Source organism: Rhodanobacter sp. OR87 (assembly GCF_000473345.1).
Lineage (GTDB): Bacteria > Pseudomonadota > Gammaproteobacteria > Xanthomonadales > Rhodanobacteraceae > Rhodanobacter > Rhodanobacter denitrificans.
In genome coordinates this window covers 30,294-46,704 of sequence record NZ_AXBJ01000026.1, presented here as the reverse complement: position 1 = coordinate 46,704, position 16,411 = coordinate 30,294, and the positions used below count along the sequence as shown (strand labels likewise).

Here is a 16,411-nt window from a genome sequence, read left to right as displayed (position 1 = left end):
TTTCTTCCCTACCAGTGCTTGGAAACCGAGACGCTGACGAAACGCCCCACTGCCGAATAGTTGGTCGAGTCGTAAGGTGGGTAGCTGGGTGAAATTGGGGTGTACAAAGGTGGCGCGCGGTTGAGCAGGTTCTGTGCCGACAACTCCAACGTCAGGTTTGACCATGCGTCATCACGTACGTCGGTGTCGTAGCGCAGCGTGGCGTCGAAGGTGGTAACCGAGGCACCCTTTCTGCCGTCAGCGGTATTGGTCACTCCGCCCTTGTAGTTTCCAAACAGCGAAGCAGTAAAACCACCCTGCTGCCAAACTGCACCGATCCGGCTGTTGATCCTTGCCGGATTGAACAACGTTCCGGCCAACTCATAAGGGCTTTGTGCCGCCGTCAGCACTTGGGTACTGTCCAGCCAACCGGCCGAACCACGGATCGTCAGTCGCCGCATGCCAAAATCGAGCCGGTACGATCCTGATAGATCGACCCCTTTGATCCGCTGTCGCGATGCATTGGTAGACCTGTCATCGATGATCGCCACGACCTTGCTGGCGTCGTAAGGTGTGCCAACGTAGTTGTAGAAGTTGCCAGCGTTTGCAATCGCTGTCGCCTGCGCGGCCTCGGTTGGGTTGTAATCGACGAAATCCGCGTAGATCGGATTGCCTAGCACATCGGTGTTGGCGATGGGCCGCACAACACGCTGGGTATAGTCGATATCGAACCAGGTCAACTCCGTTTCGAGCTGGGGCAACACCTCCGGGTGGAATGCCAGCGAGGCACTCCATGTCCGAGCCCGCTCCGGGTGCAGGTTCGGATTGCCACCCGACAGCGCTAGTACCGCAGCATCCGTGGGGTAATCGGTGCCCCATATCGCTGCCGGATAGTAGAAGGCGTACCCTGCGAAATAGCGTTGATCGAGCGTAGGCGCCTTGAACGACTTGCCCCATGAGGCTTTCAGCGCGAAATCGGCGCTGGGTGAGTAGATCACCCCGAGCTTGGGCGTGGTCACCCTCCCGTAATCGCCATCCTCGGTTCGGATCGCGCCGGTCAGCTCAAGTCGCTCGATTCCGCCAATGTCCTGCTCCGGCTCGACCAACGGAAGGTTCAATTCGGCATAGGCAAAGCGGCTGCTCTCGTCACCATCGACGTTGATCGTGTCACCGCTCAGGAGGTCCAGATAGTCGTTGTATCGATAGCCTGCACCCGTAGCCAGCCTCGCTTCACCCCCAGGCAACATGAACAGTGGCCCTTCCGCGCCAATCTCGTAAGCCAAGCTCTTGTTCCTGAACGCTTCGAGGCCGTTGGCAGTGACCGCTCCGTCGGCCCTTTTCACCGTCGGTCGCGCAATCGAGTTCCTCTCTTTTCCCACTGCCCCGCTGAGCGTGAGCGTCCAGTCGCCCGGCAACCCTATTTCGAGACTGGGCGCCAGCAAGGTGGTTCTCGTCTTTACGTCGTAGGGGTGGTAAACGCGGCGCTGCGCATAGGCGATGTGGCTGTTCCGGTCGTTCCCGAGTGCATCCAGATGCAGTTCGACGGCCTCTCCCAGCGACTGATGCAGACTGAACAAGCCGCTGCGAAGATTGCTGCCCTGCCATAATGTCGAGGGCCGGTACATTGAGCGTGCGTAGTCACGCTGGTTGGAGTAGATCGGATCATTGGAAGTTTTCTCCAACGCCGCGATCAAGCCGCCCGTAGTCCAGATAGTACCGGCAGTAGCCGTGTATTCACGCGTGGTCAAACCACCCTCGGGGGCGCCCCCATAGCGCGCGCCCAAGGTCACGCCGTCGAAGTCGCGCTTGAGGATCACGTTGGCCACGCCGCCCACCGCATCGGAGCCATAGATGGCCGAAGCGCCATCCGGGACGATCTCGATGCGCTCCACCGCCGCAACCGGAATCGTGCTGATATCGACTGCCTGTGCGAAGCCACCGTAGGACAGGCGATGACCATTGAGCAGGGTCAAGGTCGCATCTGGCCCCAGCCCGCGTAGATTCATGCTCGAGCCACCGGTGAGGTTTTGATTGCTGTCCGACCCACCTGAGACCGCTCCCACCCCCGGATTCTGCCCACCCGAGAAGTTTTGCGGCACGCTGCGGATCACTTCGCCGAGATCCGCGAAACCTTCCTGCTGAATTTGCTCGCTACCGATCGTGATGACCGGCGATGGCGAACTACCGCCGCGAATGCGCGTTCCCGTGACCTGTACGCTTTCCAAGTTCGTGGCGGCAGGTGCCGGATGTGTTGCGCTTGATGTAGTTACCGTGGAACCTGCCGCCCTCGCCTGCCCGGCTGCACGCCGGATGGCCACAGTCCGGCTGTCGAGCACTTCGTATTCCAGGCCCGACTCCTCAAGCAGCTGGGTCAGCGCTTCGCGCCAGGTCATGTAGCCGAGGACCGCCCTCGCCTGCCGGCTCGCAACCAGTTCGGGTGGATAGTCCATCTGCAGGCCGCTTTGCATACCGAACGCATTGAGAGCCGCGGCAAGCTTGCCCGCAGGCAGATCGAAGGCGGTTTCTACCTGCGAAGCGGTCGTCGCGGTTCGGCCCGACCTAGTTGTGTCTATCGTGGTCTCCTGGGCCAGCGCCAGTCCGGTCAAGCCGGTGGCGAGGGCGAACAGAACGACGGAAATGGCGTTGCGTAGCGTGCGTGTATTCATGCTGCGTCCTCAGCTTTCCCCTGGTTGGCGCCTTGCTGGTCACTGCTTGATCACAGGCTCGGATCGCGCTTCTCAGCGCTTACATACCTGCCGCCAGCTAAGCCGCCATGTCTCTGTCTTCACCCCTCACTGGCTTCGGCTGAATTGCATTTGCGCCGAATCACCAGCAAAAAGCCCCGTAGCTACGATAAACGTAGCTTCGTTAACACTACGTTTTACGTAGTATCAATGTCAAGCGCCCACCGGGAAGCTGCTGCGTATCGAAACTGATATGCGCTTATGACCGAGAAGTGCCCGGCAACCATCTACGGCCGTCGCCTACGCGAGGCACGAAACAGCTATGGCTTCTCTCAGGCGGAGCTGGGGGTAGCGGCGAGACTTGATCAGTCAGTAGCGAGCAGCCGCGTCAGCCGCTACGAGACGGGCAAGCACGAAGTGAAACTTGGTCTGCAGAAATTGTTCGCCAAGGCTTTGGCACTGCCTTTGAAATACTTCTACATCGAGGATGACGAGGAAGCGCGACTGCTCGCGGAAGCTTCGCGCAGCGATAAGCCGGTCAAGCTGAAAGAGGCGATCGAGAGAAAGGTGAAGGGAAAGTAGATCCCCAGATGGGAACGGACCCTCGCCATCCTCCTGGCTCTCGACCCCTGCATAAACGACGTGCTTGAGAAGTGCGGCCGCCGTGCGATCGGCTGCCGTCATGCCTACTTGTTCACACGCACACTTGGACTTCTCGGCACGCCAAACACTTACTACGTTTAACGTAGTATCGCATATGCGCGCGTATCTGGAAGCTTCCACACATGGAAGTTCAAGACGCACGCGACCGTGGTTGAGAAGGGACCACTCCCTGTGTACAGCCGTAGGCTGCGCGAAGCACGCGAAGCCTACGGCATTTCACAGCGCGCCCTAGGTATCGAAGCTGGATTGGACGAATTCGTCGCCAGCACGCGGGTCAACCGCTATGAAACGGGTGTGCACCAGCCCGACTTGCAGACCCTGCAGCGCCTCGCAGCAATCCTCAAGCTACCAGTAGCCTACTTTTATGCCGAAGACGACGAACTTGCGCAGTTGATTGCCAATTTCAAAGGACGAAGCAAGAGCAAGCGCTGATCGGAAGCTGCCAAGTAGATGCGCAGTCGCTCTCCATAGATAGTCCGTAGGCCCGGCAGGGCGTAACTGGTGACTTGCCTGCCTGGTTACGGTGGGGGATCCCCATGCCGTCGAAGTCACCGCCTCCCGCTACTCAAAGCGGGGGACGTCGCCGGCTCGGCTTCCTTTCCGAATTGACCTCATACTCAGCCGCTAGGGCACAATGAGGCACTGTCCTGGAGCGACCTGCAGCGTGGACTCACGCATCACCGAACTGCACTGCATCATGCCGATGGGCAATATCCTGTCGGTTCTGGCCCATGGCATTCTCTCGTACGAATCGACAGCCAGACTGCCGCACGCCTCTGTCGCCATGGCGGAGGTCCAGGAGCGCCGCGACCGGAAACAGGTTCCCGGCGGCCTACGGTTGCATCAGTACGCCAACCTGTATTTCCATGCCCGCAACCCCATGCTGTACGCACGCCTCGCGCAAGCGTCCGCGCTTTGCGTCCTACGGGTATCGTGCGACGTACTGGCCCTCCCCGGAGTGGTGCTGACCGACCAGAACGCGGCCGGCGATTACGTCCGATTCCTCGCCCCCGGCCAAATCTCAGAAATCGATATGGATCTGGTCTATGCTGAGGACTGGCGGGATCCGGACCGGATCACCTACTTCCGCCGGAAAGCGGCCAAGTGCGCCGAGGTACTGGTTCCCCACCAGGTTCCATCCGGCTTCCTGGTCGGAGCGCACGTCGTGGACGCTGCTGCACGAGACAAGCTGTCCGCGCTCGGGTTCACGCTGCCGGTCAGCGTCAATCCGGCTTTATTCTTCCGTTGACGGATTGCAGTCATGTTCAAGGCACTCATCGGCGACCTCTTTACCAGCCAAGCGCGAGTCTTGGTGAATACGGTCAACTGCGTGGGCGTCATGGGAAAAGGTATCGCGCAGGAGTTCAGGAAGCGCTACCCGGCGATGTTCAAGGACTATGCATCCCGCTGCAAAGATGGCCGGGTGCGTATCGGCGAGCCGTACCTGTACCGCGACACGGCTGGTGCCTGGGTCCTCAACTTCCCAACCAAGCGACATTGGCGCTCGCCCTCGCGCATCGCCGATATAGAAGCAGGCCTGGATTACCTCGCTGCACACCTCGACAAATGGGATATCCACAGCATCGCCCTGCCGCCGCTCGGATGCGGCAATGGCGGCCTGAGCTGGGAAGAGGTCGGCCCACTGATCTATCGCAAACTCGCCCACCTGCCTGTCGACGTGGAAGTCTACGCGCCCTACGGCACGCCGCGTTCGCAACTGGAGAACGATTTCCTGGCGAGTCCGTCGCAAATGACGTTGGACGGCAAAGGTCGGAGACACGAGAGGGCGAATCCATCGTGGACCGTGCTGATGGAGGTCTTGCTACGTTTGCAACGGCAGCCGTACGCCAATCCGGTGGGGCGGACGATCTTCCAGAAGATTTGCTACGTCGTCACCGAGATGGGCGTACCTACCGGATTCCAATTCGGCAAGGGCAGTTATGGCCCCTTTTCCGATGATGTGAATCCCGCCTTGGCCGATCTTGCCAACCGCAACTGGCTGCACGAACAGCCGCTCGGCCGGATGATCTCACTGCGGGCAACGCCCCAGTACGAGAAAGAGCGTGCAAAGCTTGAGGTCGCCTATCGTCCCTACGAACGGAAAATCGCCAAGACAGTAGACCTTTTCAGCCGCATCAAGAGTACCGAGCAGGCTGAAGAGGTGATCACCGTCCTGTATGCCAGCCGGCAACTCAAGGCAGCGTACCCGAACCAGAAGGTCAGCGAGCAGCAACTCTACAGTTATATCCTCGAATGGAAGAAGGCTTGGGACTCGGGCGAGAAGCGACTCGCCGTCGCCCATGCGATTCGCAGCCTGGTACTGCTTGGCTGGATGGGCTTGGATCTGAGCGATGACTTGCCGGAAGCCGCGTGACTGCCGAAACCAGTGGGCGCGGATTCAACTCTGAAGTGCATCGCCTGACCGTGCGAGGAAGCTCAGGTGCGTTAGCCTGAGCGGTCTCGCCGACAAGCGAAAACTTACTGCGAGGAATTGCGCAGAATAAAAAAGGTGGCATGACTGCCACCCCTTGCTCAATTCACTCGTATGCGCACATTCACCCGCACTTGCTATACCCGCAATTCAAGCAAGTCTGGCAATTGTCCATCAGCACCAGTGCCCTGGTGTTGCACTTGTCGCACATCATCGAGCCGGGCGGAAACGTGAGCGTCTCGGACGCGGCGGCATCGGCGCTCGGGGCAGCCGGCGTACCGCTCACTTCAGAGTTTTTTTTTGAGTCCAGCGCCTCGTAGGCCGCGCGCTTCTCGGCAATCAGCTTGCGCGTGGCCTCGTCCATTTCCGGATCGTGGATCAGCCCGATGTTCTTCATGTGCTGTTCGATCACGCCGCCGATCTCGGCGACGATGCTGGGCATGTAGACACCGCCGGCCTTGAAGTAGCCGCCGCGGGGGTCGAACACGGCCTTCAGCTCCTCCACGATGAAGGTGACGTCGCCGCCCTTGCGGAACACCGCGGACAGGATGCGGGTGAGCGCCACGATCCACTGGAAGTGGTCCATGTTCTTCGAGTTGATGAAGATCTCGAACGGGCGGCGCAGCTCGTGCTTGGTACCGGCGTTGAGCACGATGTCGTTGATGGTGACGTACAACGCGTGCTCGAACAGCGGCGACTTGATCTTGAAGGTGGAGCCGACCAGGGTTTCCGGGCGCTCGACGCTTTCGTGCATCTGGATCACTTCGGCCGTGGGCGCCTCTTTCGGCGCGGCGGCGGTGACCGGGGTGGCGGCAACCTTGTCTTCGGGTTTGACCACGTTGTAGCCGGTGATCTTCTTGTCGATCTTGATCGCCATGGTGTTCGCTTCTTCTATTTATCGGTGTTGGTGCCGGAGTGGACGCGGCGTGCTGCGAAAGATCCGGCCCGGCGCGACGGCCGGGCCGGATGGGTGTTGCCTACTTCCGTTTTGCGGCGGCCTTCCTGGCGGCAGGCTTGCGCGCCGCCGACCGGGTGCCCGCCTTCTTGCTGGCAGTGGACCTCTTGGCCGTCTTGGCGACGGCCTTCTTGCTGGCGGACTTCTTCGCTGCCGCCTTTTTCGGTGCGGCCTTCTTGCCGGCCGTCTTTTTGCTGCTGACCTTCTTTGCGACCTTGGTGGCCTTCTTCTTCACCACCTTGGCGACTTTCTTCGCGACCTTCTTCACCGCCTTCTTCGCGGCGCCGGCCTTCTTAGCGGCCTTGGCGGCCACCTTCTTGACGGCCTTCTTCGCGGCGGTCTTCTTCACCGCCACTTTCTTCGCAACTTTCCGGGCCACTTTCTTCGCCGCCTTCTTCACGGCTTTCTTGGCGGCGGCCTTCTTCGGGGCGGCCTTTTTCGCCGCAGCCTTCTTGGGCGCTGCCTTCTTCTTTGCCGCGGCTTTCTTCGACGCGGCCTTCTTGGCGGCAGCCTTCTTCGGCGCCGCCTTCTTGCCCGCGGCCTTCTTCGGGGCGGCCTTCTTCTTCGCTGCCGGCTTCTTCTTTGCCGGCGCGGGTGCGGCAACCGGCGCGGCCGGCGGCACTTCCGGCAGAACCGGCAGGACTACGGCAGGTGCCTCGGCGGCGACCGGCGTGGTGGTGGCGTTCATTTCAACTTCGTTATCGATGGACATGCTGGTGTTCCCCTCCGGTGGATCGCTTGAGTTGCCGCACGCGGGCGCGTGCGACGGTTCAGAACTTGCCGTAGTAGCCTTCCTTCAAGGCATCGAAGAGGTTCGCGGCGGAGTGCATTTCGCCATCGTATTCCACCTGCTCATTGCCTTTCAGTTCGACAACACTACCGTCCTCCAGCTCGAAGCGGTAGAGGGTGCTTTCAAGGTCCGCTTCCTTGACCAGCACGCCCTGGAACGCGGCAGGGTTGAAGCGGAACGTGGTGCATCCCTTCAGGCCCTGCTTGTAGGCGTAGAAGTAGATGTCCTTGAAGTCCTCGTAGGGGTAGTCGGTGGGCACGTTGGCGGTCTTGGAGATCGACGAGTCGATCCACTTCTGCGAGGCGGCCTGGATGTCCACGTGCTGTTTCGGGCTGATGTCGTCGGCGGAGACGAAGTAGTCCGGCAGCTTGTTGGCCGCCTCGTCGGTGGACACCTTGGCGTCGGCGTTGATCAGGGCGCGGTAAGCCAGCAGCTCGTAGCTGAGCACCTCGATCTTTTCCTTGGACTTCTTGCCCTCGCGGATCACGTTGCGCGAATAGCTGTGGGCGAAGCTGGGCTCGATGCCGTTGCTGGCGTTGTTGGCCAGGCTGAGCGAGATGGTGCCGGTGGGCGCGATCGAGCTGTGGTGGGTGAAGCGCGCGCCGGTCTCGGCCAGCTGCTCGACTAGGTTCGGCGCCACCGTGGCGATGCGCTGCATGTAGCGGCTGTACTTGGCGTGCAGCACGCGGCCGGGGATGGCGTCGCCGATCTTGTAGCCGTCGGCCGCCATTTCCGGGCGCTTGCGCAGCATGTCGCCGGTGACGGTGTAGTCGCGCAGCAGGATCGGCGCGGCGCCCTTTTCCTTCGCCAGCTCCAGCGCCACTTCCCAGCCGGCCACCGCCATCTCGCGCGAGACGTCCTCGGTGAAACTCACCGCGTCGGCCGAACCGTAGCGCATCTTCAGCATGGTCACGGTGGAACCCAGGCCGAGGAAGCCCATGCCGTGGCGGCGCTTGCCCATGATCTCGTTGCGCTGCTGCTCCAGCGGCAGGCCGTTGATCTCGACCACGTTGTCGAGCATGCGGGTGAACACCTTGACCACTTCGCGGTATTCGTCCCAGTCGAAGCGCGCCTTCGGGCCGAACGGGTCGCGCACGAAGGTGGTCAGGTTGATCGAGCCGAGCAGGCACGAGCCGTACGGCGGCAGGGGCTGTTCGCCGCAGTTGTGCGCGTGCAGGCCGTTGCCGTCGAAGGTGTTGATGCCCGGCACCTGCACGTCGTAGACGTCCTCGACGCCATCGGCCTGCAGCGACTCGACGGTGGCGACGAATCGTGCGCGGTTGAGGGTGCGCTTGTAACCGGACAGGGCCGCCTTGAGGCAGGTCGCCTTGTCGCTGTCGGCGAAGCCGATCAGCTCGGCGAAACGCTGCAGCGACTCGCCGGCGATGACCAGCTCGTGCTGGGCCTGGGTGGCGTACGCCTGCGTGCCGCCATGGCCGTCCGGCAACCGGCTTGCGCCGGCGGCGCGGCGATCGCGGTAGATGCGCGACGGCATGCCCAGGCGCAGCAGCATGCGCTGCACCGCTTCCAGCCGCGGCAGGTCCGACTGCGCCAGGCGCACGGACACGCCCTTGGCCTGGCTGCCCTGCACCGAACCGTCGGCGTCGAAGAAGCCGCGCAGGAAACCGCAATAGGCCTCGCTCGATGCCTGTTCCAGCGCCGGGGTGATCGCCTTGTCGCCGACGCCCATGCCGAACTCGAAGGCGAGGTCGCGCAGCGCGGCGGACTTCATGCGGAACTCGCCACGGCCGGCCACTTCCGACCAGCCGGCGAAGTCGGCGCGATGCGGCAGCGTCCGCGCGCAGCGCAGGGCTTCGGCCATCAGGGCACGAGTGCCGCCATTCACCGAGCCGTTCACGACGGCCGCCTGCGGCCACACCGACAACACCGCGGCCTCGTGCTTGAGCGTGCCATCACCGACCAGCAGACCGAGCAGGTAACCCTGCTCCGCGCTCAGCGCGCCGGGCCACTGCGCGTTGGCGCGGTGGTCGTTGAGCAGCACGCGGTCGCCCGGCTGCAACGCGCCGGCGGCGCACCACTCGGTGTCCACGCTCCAGCGGGTCAGGCGCGAGACGCGGCGCACGCGATGATCTTCGGTCAGGCGCAGGCGGTGGCCCTCTTCGGTCTGCAAGGCCAGCACCGGCTTGGTCGCGGTACGGAAGAAACCTTCGGCACCGGTGGCGTGATCCTGGCCGTCCACCCGCGCCATGAAACCGTGGCCGAGCAGGTCGCCGACCTGGCGCGGGCCTTCGGCGGTCTGCACCCAGGTGTCGGCGGTGACGCACGGGTTGGTGGCGCGGATGTGCTCGCACCACCAGTTGTTGTTCATCTCGTTGACCTTGTCGATCAGGATGAAACCGGGCTCGGCGTAGTCGTACGTCGAGACCATGATCATGTCCCACAGGTGCCGCGCGCGGATGTGGCCGTAGATCTTGCAGGCGACCAGGCCGTCCTCGCGGTCGACGTAGTTCTCGTGGGTGGGCCACTCGCGCCAGACCACCTGGGCCGGGTCGGCCAGGTCGATCTCGTCCTGTTCCTTGACGTGCACCGGGAACACCAGCGGCCAGTCCTGGTCGTGCTCGACCGCCTGCATGAAGCCGTCGGTGATCAGCAGGCTCAAGTTGAACTGGCGCAGCCTGCCGTCCTCGCGCTTGGCGCGGATGAATTCCTTGGCGTCGGGATGGCTGATGTCGAACGTGCCCATCTGCGCGCCGCGGCGGCCGCCGGCGCTGGAGACGGTGAAACACATCTTGTCGTAGATGTCCATGAACGACAGCGGGCCGGAGGTGTACGCGCCGGCGCCGGACACGTACGCGCCGCGCGGGCGCAGCGTGGAGAACTCGTAGCCGATGCCGCAGCCGGCCTTCAGCGTGAGACCCGCTTCGTGCACCTTCTCCAGGATGTCGTCCATCGAGTCGCGGATGGTGCCGGAGACGGTGCAGTTGATGGTGGAGGTGGCCGGCTTGTGCGCCAGCGCGCCGGCGTTGGAGGTGATGCGGCCGGCGGGGATCGCACCGCGGCGCAGCGCCCACAGGAAACGCTCGTACCAGTGGCCGCGCAGCTCGTCGCTGGCTTCCACGTCGGACAACGCGCGCGCCACGCGCTGGTAGGTCTCGTCGATGGTGGCGTCGACCGGCTCGCCGGACTTCGCCTTCAGACGATACTTCTTGTCCCAGATGTCGTACGACGCCGGCTGCAGCGGGATTTCCACGGCGGCATCACGGTTGGTAACTGGGTTCATGGTTGAACCTGGGTTCGCGCTGGGGGCTGAACTTGTGGCTGGCGCACGCATTGTGCTCATCGGCTTCCTGACCTCTCGCGGCGGCCCTGCGGCCGGCGTTGTTTTTTTATTCGATACGGCAATGTCGTTCACGCAGTGTCTGTGGCACCTGAAGGGCCAACGAGGATTGCCCTCCGGCCCATGCGCCACCTGATATTCCCGACGGCAACAACTCCCCCTCAAGAGTGCGACGGTCGACACCAGTGCTTGTCTTGGCGCTGGCTCGTGAACACAAGATGTTGTGGTTGATATCGGGTAAGCAAGTTAACCCTGACGTCGATGCTTGTAAAGTCCCACGGCAGCATTCGTCCGGACGGAACCGTGGCGCCGCGCCCCGGTCGAAGCAGCGCCGCTTTCACCGCCTCAGGAGGACTCCATGTCGCAGCCGCCTTCCCGTCTTGTGCCCTGGCTGACCGGCTTGCTGGCCGTGGCCGTCGCCATGCTCGGCAGCGTGCCGGGCGCCGGTCGCGCGGCCACCCTGCCGGCCGCGGTCGGCGGCCAGCCGATGCCGTCGCTGGCGCCGATGCTGACGCGGGTGACGCCGGCGGTGGTGAACATCTCCACCACCACGCGGGTGCAGGTGCGCGACGCGTATTTCGACGACCCGATGGTGCGCCAGTTCTTCGGCCTGCCGGCGACGCCGCGCGAGCGGGTCGAGCAGAGCCTGGGCTCCGGCGTGATCGTGGACGCGGCGAAAGGCTACGTGCTGACCAACAACCACGTGGTCGGCGGCGCCGACGACATCAGCGTGACGCTGCAGGACGGGCGCACGTTCAGGGGCAAGCTGCTCGGCACCGATCCGGCCACCGACGTGGCGGTGGTGCAGATCCCGGCGCAGAACCTGAAGGCGCTGCCGCTGGCCGACTCCTCCGCGTTGCAGGTGGGCGACTACGTGGTGGCGGTGGGCGACCCGTTCGGGCTGGGCCAGACGGTCACCGCCGGCATCGTCTCGGCGCTGGGCCGCTCGGGGCTGGGCAGCTCCAATTCGGGAAGCTCCGGTTACCAGAACTTCATCCAGACCGACGCCTCGATCAACCCCGGCAACTCCGGCGGCGCGCTGGTCAACCTGCGCGGCGAGCTGGTCGGCATCAACACCATGATCTTCTCGCCGTCCGGCGGCAACGTGGGCATCGGCTTCGCGATTCCCAGCAACCTCACCAGCGAGGTGATGGCGCAGCTGCTGGCGCACGGCAAGGTGCAGCGCGGCAGCCTGGGCGTACAGACCCAGGCGATCACCCCGCGCATCGCCCGCTTGCTGAGCCTGAAGGACAGCAACGGCGTGGTGATCACCGGCGTGACCGACGGCTCGGCCGCTGCGCACGCCGGCCTGCAGCCCGGCGACGTACTGACCTCGCTGAACGGCAAGCCGCTGCACAGCGTGCAGGAACTGAACAATGCCGAGGGCCTGTTGCCGCTGGGCAGCACGCTGCGTCTGGGCGTGCTGCGCGAGGGCAAGCTGCGCGAGGTCAGCGCCACGCTCACCGCGGAGAAACTGGCCAGCGTCGACGGCGGCCAGCTCGACCCGCGCCTAGCCGGCGTCCGCTTCAGCGAACTCAGCCAGAGCCAACGCAACCAGGGCTGGTACGGCGCGGCAGTCGACGCGGTGCAGCCGGGCAGCCGCGCGGCACGCGCCGGGCTGGACGCCGGCGACGTGGTGATCGGCGTGGGCGGTCAGCGCATCACCAGCCTGCACATGCTGCGCGGCTTGGCCGGAGTGAACCCGCGCCAGCTGGTGCTGGTGGTCGCCGACGACGACGGCACGCGCTACGTGGTGGTCAACTAGGCACGCCCCGGATCTTGTTCGGGCCTTTCCCGGCAGGATGTTTTCAACACCCTGCCGGGAAAGGCTTCAGGCGAAAGCGTGGCCGGGATCGCCTCCGGGCCGTGTCCGGGCGCACAGCTTGGGCGCCTGCCTCCGCGCAAACCCATGAAAGCGCTTGATGTCCAGCATTCAGGCCGATGAAATACCCTCGTCGTTTCATCCTGCGTGCGCCTGCGAGGCGCCATACTTGCGCCTTCCCATCCACACCCAAATCATGCCGGGGCTCCCCACCACCATGTCTGTCCGTCTTGCCCGCCTGTTGTCCGTCGCCCTGATCGGGACCTGCCTCGCCACCCCCGCGTTCGCCAAGAGCAAATCCAGGACGCACCACGCCAACGCTCCCGCCAAGAGCAGCCTGGTCTGGCGCGGCGACGTCGCCACCGCGAACGGCGTGGTCAACGAAGTGGCGAAGGCGTGGGAGAAGAGCGGCCACGGGCGGATCGAGCTGCAGCCGTTCAACACCGCCTCGGGCATCGACGCGGTGGCCTCGGGCACCGCCGACCTGGCCGGCAGCGCGCGCGCCAGCGACAACAGCGCGCAGAACGCAAACCTCACCTTCACCCCGGTAGCCTGGGATGCGCTGGTGATCGTCACCCAGTCGTCCAACCCGGTGCGCAACCTCAGCCTGAAGCAGGTGCACGACATCTACTACGGCCGCATCCACAACTGGAGCGAAGTCGGCGGCAGCAATGCGCCGATCGACGTCTACGCGGTGGCCAGCCCCGGCGACGGCGTGGAATACAGCCTGCGCAGCCTGCTGTTCGGCCGCGGCAACCAGCCGGTGGCGGCGCCGCGGCTGTACGTCAACACGCGCAAGCTGGAGGAAGGCATCGCGCTGAACCCGAACGGCCTGGGCGTGAGCACCCTGGCCAGCATCAGCGGCAACCCGAAGCTCAAGGCGATCCCGGTCAACGGCAAGTCGGCCACCGCCGCCAACATCGCCGACGGCAGCTACCCGCTGTTCATCCCGCTGTACCTGGTGACCAACCCGCGCAGCCCGAAGGCCGCCCAGGCGCAGGCCTTCGTCGACTTCATGCAGACCGCGCCGGCCGAGGCCGCGCTGCGCAAGCACGCGGTGCTGCCGTACCAGGATGGCGCGGCGCTGGTGGCGCTGGACACCTCGCGGCGCAGCCGGATCCTGGCCGAAGTCGGCGCGCGCCCGGTCCGCGGCACGCCGGTGTCGGCGCCGGGCGCCACCTACGCGGCACGCGCCGCGATCGCGCCGACCTCGCCCGATACGGTGGCGGCCCGGCAGGCGGTCGAGCGCCGCCGCGCCGACGAGAAGGACAACGCCCGCCTGAGCCGGATCCAGGGCAGCGTGAGCGACGTCACCGTCTCCAGCGTGACCCACGCCAACGGCAGCGCCACCACGCGCGAGCAGGCCGCGGGCAAGAACTTCGGCAAGGTCGATGCGAACGCCAGCCAGACCATGACCACCTACAAGGTGGCCAAGGGCGACACGCTGTCGACGATCGCCAAGCGGCACTCGGTCGAGGTAGCCCAGCTGCGCGAGTGGAACCACCTGAAGAACGACCAGATCAAGCTGGGCCAGGTGCTGCGCATCCGCAATCGCTAAGCCCGCGCGGACGTGCCGATCCTCGCGCTGACACTCGACCTCGACGACACCTTGTGGCCGGTGCTGCCGGCGCTGGAACGCGCCGACCAGGCGGTGGATGCGTGGCTGCGGCGGCACCACCCCGAGGTCGCCCGCGCGTGGCCGATCGCGGCCATGCGCGCGCTGCGCATGCAGGTCGCCGCCGAGCGGCTGGACCTGGCGCACGACTTCACCCGCCAGCGCCAGCTCACCCTGCGGCAGGCGTTCGCCGCCTGCGGCGTGGACGAGGCGCCGGTCGAGGCGCTGTGGGAAATCTACTTCGCCGCGCGCAACAGCGTGGAGCTGTACCCGGACAGCCTGCCCGCGCTGCAGCGGATCACCGCACGCTGGCCGCTGGCCAGCCTGACCAACGGCAACGCCGACCTGCAGCGCATCGGCATCCATGCGCACTTCGCCCACCACGTCTGCGCGCGCGACAGCGGCGTGGCCAAGCCCGACCCGCGGATCTTCCTGGCCGCGGCCGAACGGCTGGGCGTGGCGCCCGGGGAGATCCTGCATGTCGGCGACGATCCGGCGATGGACATGGCCGGCGCCCGCGACGCCGGCCTGCGCACCGCCTGGATCAACCGCGCGGGCCTGCCCTGGCCGGCCGCACTGGGTCAGCCGCCCGAGCTGGACCTGCGCGACATGACCGCGCTCGCCGACTGGCTCGACGCGCACGGCGCCCGCTGACCAAAGGACCATAGGCAAGCTGCGCGCGATGCGCGCATCATTGGCGGCTGATCGCCCATGACGCGGCGCACCGTGCCGCCGCAAGCCCGAAGGATCCCGCATGTCCGCCCTGATCGAACGCCAGTCCGGCAACCGCCACAGCATCGCCATCGAGACCACCGACGCCGCGCACTACGCGGCGAGCCGTCGCCGGCTCACCGCGGCGCAGCGGCGCTGGCTGGCCGACAGCGGTTTCGCGGCCGCGCCAGGCACGTTCGCGCTGCTGTCCGACGCCGCCGGCAAGCTGGTGCGCGTGCTGGCCGGCGTCGACCCGCGCGAGCCGCTGGCGGCGCTGGCCGCGCTGCCATGCAGCCTGCCCGAAGCAAGCTACCACCTCGCCGACGAAGGCGTGCTGGCCGATCCGGTCCAGGCCGCGCTGGGCTGGGCACTGGGCGCCTACCAGTTCAACCGCTACCGCCAGCCGAAGCGCGCGCCGGCCCGGCTCGCCGTGCGGACCGCCGAGTTGCAGCAGCTGGCGCCGCTGGTCGAAGCCACCGCGCTGGTGCGCGACCTGGTCAACACGCCGACCGAGCACATGGGCCCGGAGCAGCTCGGCGATGCGATCCGCCGGCTCGGCAAGACGCACCAGGCGAAGGTGCGCGACTGGGTCGGCGACGAACTGCTCAAGGCGAACTTCCCGACCATCCACGCGGTCGGCCGCGCCAGTCATCGCGCGCCGCGGCTGGTCGAGCTGAGCTGGGGCCGCAAGGCCGACCCGAGACTGGTGATCGTCGGCAAGGGCGTCTGCTTCGACACCGGCGGGCTCGACCTGAAACCGTCCGACGGCATGCGCTGGATGAAGAAGGACATGGGCGGCGCCGCGCACGCGATCGCGCTGGCCGGGCTGGTGATGCAGGCGCAGCTGCCGGTGCGCCTGACCCTGCTGATCCCCGCGGTGGAAAACGCGGTGGCCGGCAATGCGCTGCGCCCGGGCGAAGTGGTGGTCACCCGTGCCGGCCACTCGGTCGAGATCGACAATACCGACGCCGAAGGCCGCCTGGTGCTGTGCGACGCATTGACTTACGGCTCGGAACAGCAGCCCGACCTGATGCTCGACTTCGCCACCCTCACCGGCGCCGCGCGCGTGGCGCTGGGCCCGGACCTGCCCGCGCTGTTCGCCAACGACGAGGCCGCGGCCACCGGCGTGCTGGCCGCCGGCCGCGCGGTCGGCGATCCGCTGTGGCAACTGCCGCTGTGGCGGCCGTACCGCAAGATGCTCGATTCCTACCTGGCCGACTTCGCCAACGCCGGCCCGTCGCGCCACGCCGGCGCGATCACCGCGGCGCTGTACCTGGAGCGCTTCGTGCCGGACGGCACGCCGTGGCTGCACCTGGACACCTACGCCTGGAACGACGCCGACCGTCCCGGCCGCCCGCGCGGCGGCGAGGCGATGGGCCTGCGCGCGACGTTCGCGTTCCTGCAGCAGCGCTACGGCAACATGACCTCCGGCGTTGTCGTGCCGGAGTGAAAGACTGCATCCT

12 protein-coding genes are annotated in these 16,411 nt (G+C 65.3%); 8 read left to right on the top strand and 4 right to left on the bottom strand.

The window, feature by feature from the left end:
• Positions 1-8 precede the first annotated feature (8 nt).
• The gene (locus tag RHOOR87_RS0116155; RefSeq protein ID WP_027485601.1) at positions 9-2,645 is read right to left on the bottom strand and encodes a TonB-dependent receptor; all 2,637 of its coding nucleotides are present in this window, start codon (positions 2,643-2,645) and stop codon (positions 9-11) included.
• 279 nt (positions 2,646-2,924) lie between these two features.
• Between RHOOR87_RS0116155 and RHOOR87_RS0116150 the strand changes: the two genes are divergently transcribed.
• From RHOOR87_RS0116150 to RHOOR87_RS0116135, 4 genes are all read left to right on the top strand, one after another.
• Positions 2,925-3,245 (top strand): helix-turn-helix transcriptional regulator, encoded by a 321-nt coding sequence (locus tag RHOOR87_RS0116150; protein ID WP_027485600.1) that lies wholly within the window; start codon positions 2,925-2,927, stop codon positions 3,243-3,245.
• Positions 3,246-3,473: 228 nt separating this feature from the next.
• Positions 3,474-3,758, top strand: a complete 285-nt coding sequence (locus tag RHOOR87_RS19340) for a helix-turn-helix transcriptional regulator (RefSeq protein ID WP_027490010.1) — start codon at positions 3,474-3,476, stop codon at positions 3,756-3,758.
• A gap of 232 nt (positions 3,759-3,990) precedes the next feature.
• A complete protein-coding gene (locus tag RHOOR87_RS0116140) occupies positions 3,991-4,575 on the top strand; it encodes a DUF4433 domain-containing protein (protein WP_007511739.1) in 585 nt (194 codons plus the stop codon).
• 12 nt (positions 4,576-4,587) lie between these two features.
• Positions 4,588-5,700 (top strand): macro domain-containing protein, encoded by a 1,113-nt coding sequence (locus RHOOR87_RS0116135; protein WP_027485599.1) that lies wholly within the window; start codon positions 4,588-4,590, stop codon positions 5,698-5,700.
• A gap of 181 nt (positions 5,701-5,881) precedes the next feature.
• Here RHOOR87_RS0116135 and RHOOR87_RS0116130 read toward each other — a convergent pair whose 3' ends face one another.
• The 3 genes from RHOOR87_RS0116130 to RHOOR87_RS0116120 all read right to left on the bottom strand — a co-directional run bounded on the left by RHOOR87_RS0116130 (position 5,882) and on the right by RHOOR87_RS0116120 (position 10,743).
• Entirely contained in the window at positions 5,882-6,634 is a 753-nt protein-coding gene (locus RHOOR87_RS0116130; protein WP_007511742.1) for a hypothetical protein, read from the bottom strand.
• Between the two features lie 100 nt (positions 6,635-6,734).
• A complete protein-coding gene (locus tag RHOOR87_RS0116125) occupies positions 6,735-7,424 on the bottom strand; it encodes a hypothetical protein (protein WP_027485598.1) in 690 nt (229 codons plus the stop codon).
• Between the two features lie 58 nt (positions 7,425-7,482).
• Positions 7,483-10,743 (bottom strand): LAGLIDADG family homing endonuclease, encoded by a 3,261-nt coding sequence (locus tag RHOOR87_RS0116120; RefSeq protein WP_027485597.1) that lies wholly within the window; start codon positions 10,741-10,743, stop codon positions 7,483-7,485.
• Between the two features lie 415 nt (positions 10,744-11,158).
• Between RHOOR87_RS0116120 and RHOOR87_RS0116115 the strand changes: the two genes are divergently transcribed.
• From RHOOR87_RS0116115 to RHOOR87_RS0116100, 4 genes are all read left to right on the top strand, one after another.
• Positions 11,159-12,565 (top strand): Do family serine endopeptidase, encoded by a 1,407-nt coding sequence (locus RHOOR87_RS0116115; RefSeq protein WP_027485596.1) that lies wholly within the window; start codon positions 11,159-11,161, stop codon positions 12,563-12,565.
• 274 nt (positions 12,566-12,839) lie between these two features.
• Positions 12,840-14,180, top strand: coding sequence for a substrate-binding domain-containing protein (locus tag RHOOR87_RS0116110; RefSeq protein WP_027485595.1), 1,341 nt, complete (start codon positions 12,840-12,842; stop codon positions 14,178-14,180).
• A 12-nt stretch (positions 14,181-14,192) separates the two neighbouring features.
• Positions 14,193-14,891 (top strand): HAD family hydrolase, encoded by a 699-nt coding sequence (locus tag RHOOR87_RS0116105; protein ID WP_027485594.1) that lies wholly within the window; start codon positions 14,193-14,195, stop codon positions 14,889-14,891.
• 100 nt (positions 14,892-14,991) lie between these two features.
• Positions 14,992-16,398, top strand: a complete 1,407-nt coding sequence (locus RHOOR87_RS0116100; protein WP_027485593.1) for a leucyl aminopeptidase family protein — start codon at positions 14,992-14,994, stop codon at positions 16,396-16,398.
• Positions 16,399-16,411: the final 13 nt, after the last annotated feature.

Bases quoted from the DNA above. Each gene is read 5' to 3' on its own strand.
- RHOOR87_RS0116155 (WP_027485601.1), bottom strand. From the start codon at position 2,645: ATGAATACACGCACGCTACGCAACGCCATTTCCGTCGTTCTGTTCGCC.
- RHOOR87_RS0116150 (WP_027485600.1), top strand. From the start codon at position 2,925: ATGACCGAGAAGTGCCCGGCAACCATCTACGGCCGTCGCCTACGCGAG.
- RHOOR87_RS0116135 (WP_027485599.1), top strand. From the start codon at position 4,588: ATGTTCAAGGCACTCATCGGCGACCTCTTTACCAGCCAAGCGCGAGTC.
- RHOOR87_RS0116130 (WP_007511742.1), bottom strand. From the start codon at position 6,634: ATGGCGATCAAGATCGACAAGAAGATCACCGGCTACAACGTGGTCAAA.
- RHOOR87_RS0116125 (WP_027485598.1), bottom strand. From the start codon at position 7,424: ATGTCCATCGATAACGAAGTTGAAATGAACGCCACCACCACGCCGGTC.
- RHOOR87_RS0116120 (WP_027485597.1), bottom strand. From the start codon at position 10,743: ATGAACCCAGTTACCAACCGTGATGCCGCCGTGGAAATCCCGCTGCAG.
- RHOOR87_RS0116115 (WP_027485596.1), top strand. From the start codon at position 11,159: ATGTCGCAGCCGCCTTCCCGTCTTGTGCCCTGGCTGACCGGCTTGCTG.
- RHOOR87_RS0116110 (WP_027485595.1), top strand. From the start codon at position 12,840: ATGTCTGTCCGTCTTGCCCGCCTGTTGTCCGTCGCCCTGATCGGGACC.
- RHOOR87_RS0116100 (WP_027485593.1), top strand. From the start codon at position 14,992: ATGTCCGCCCTGATCGAACGCCAGTCCGGCAACCGCCACAGCATCGCC.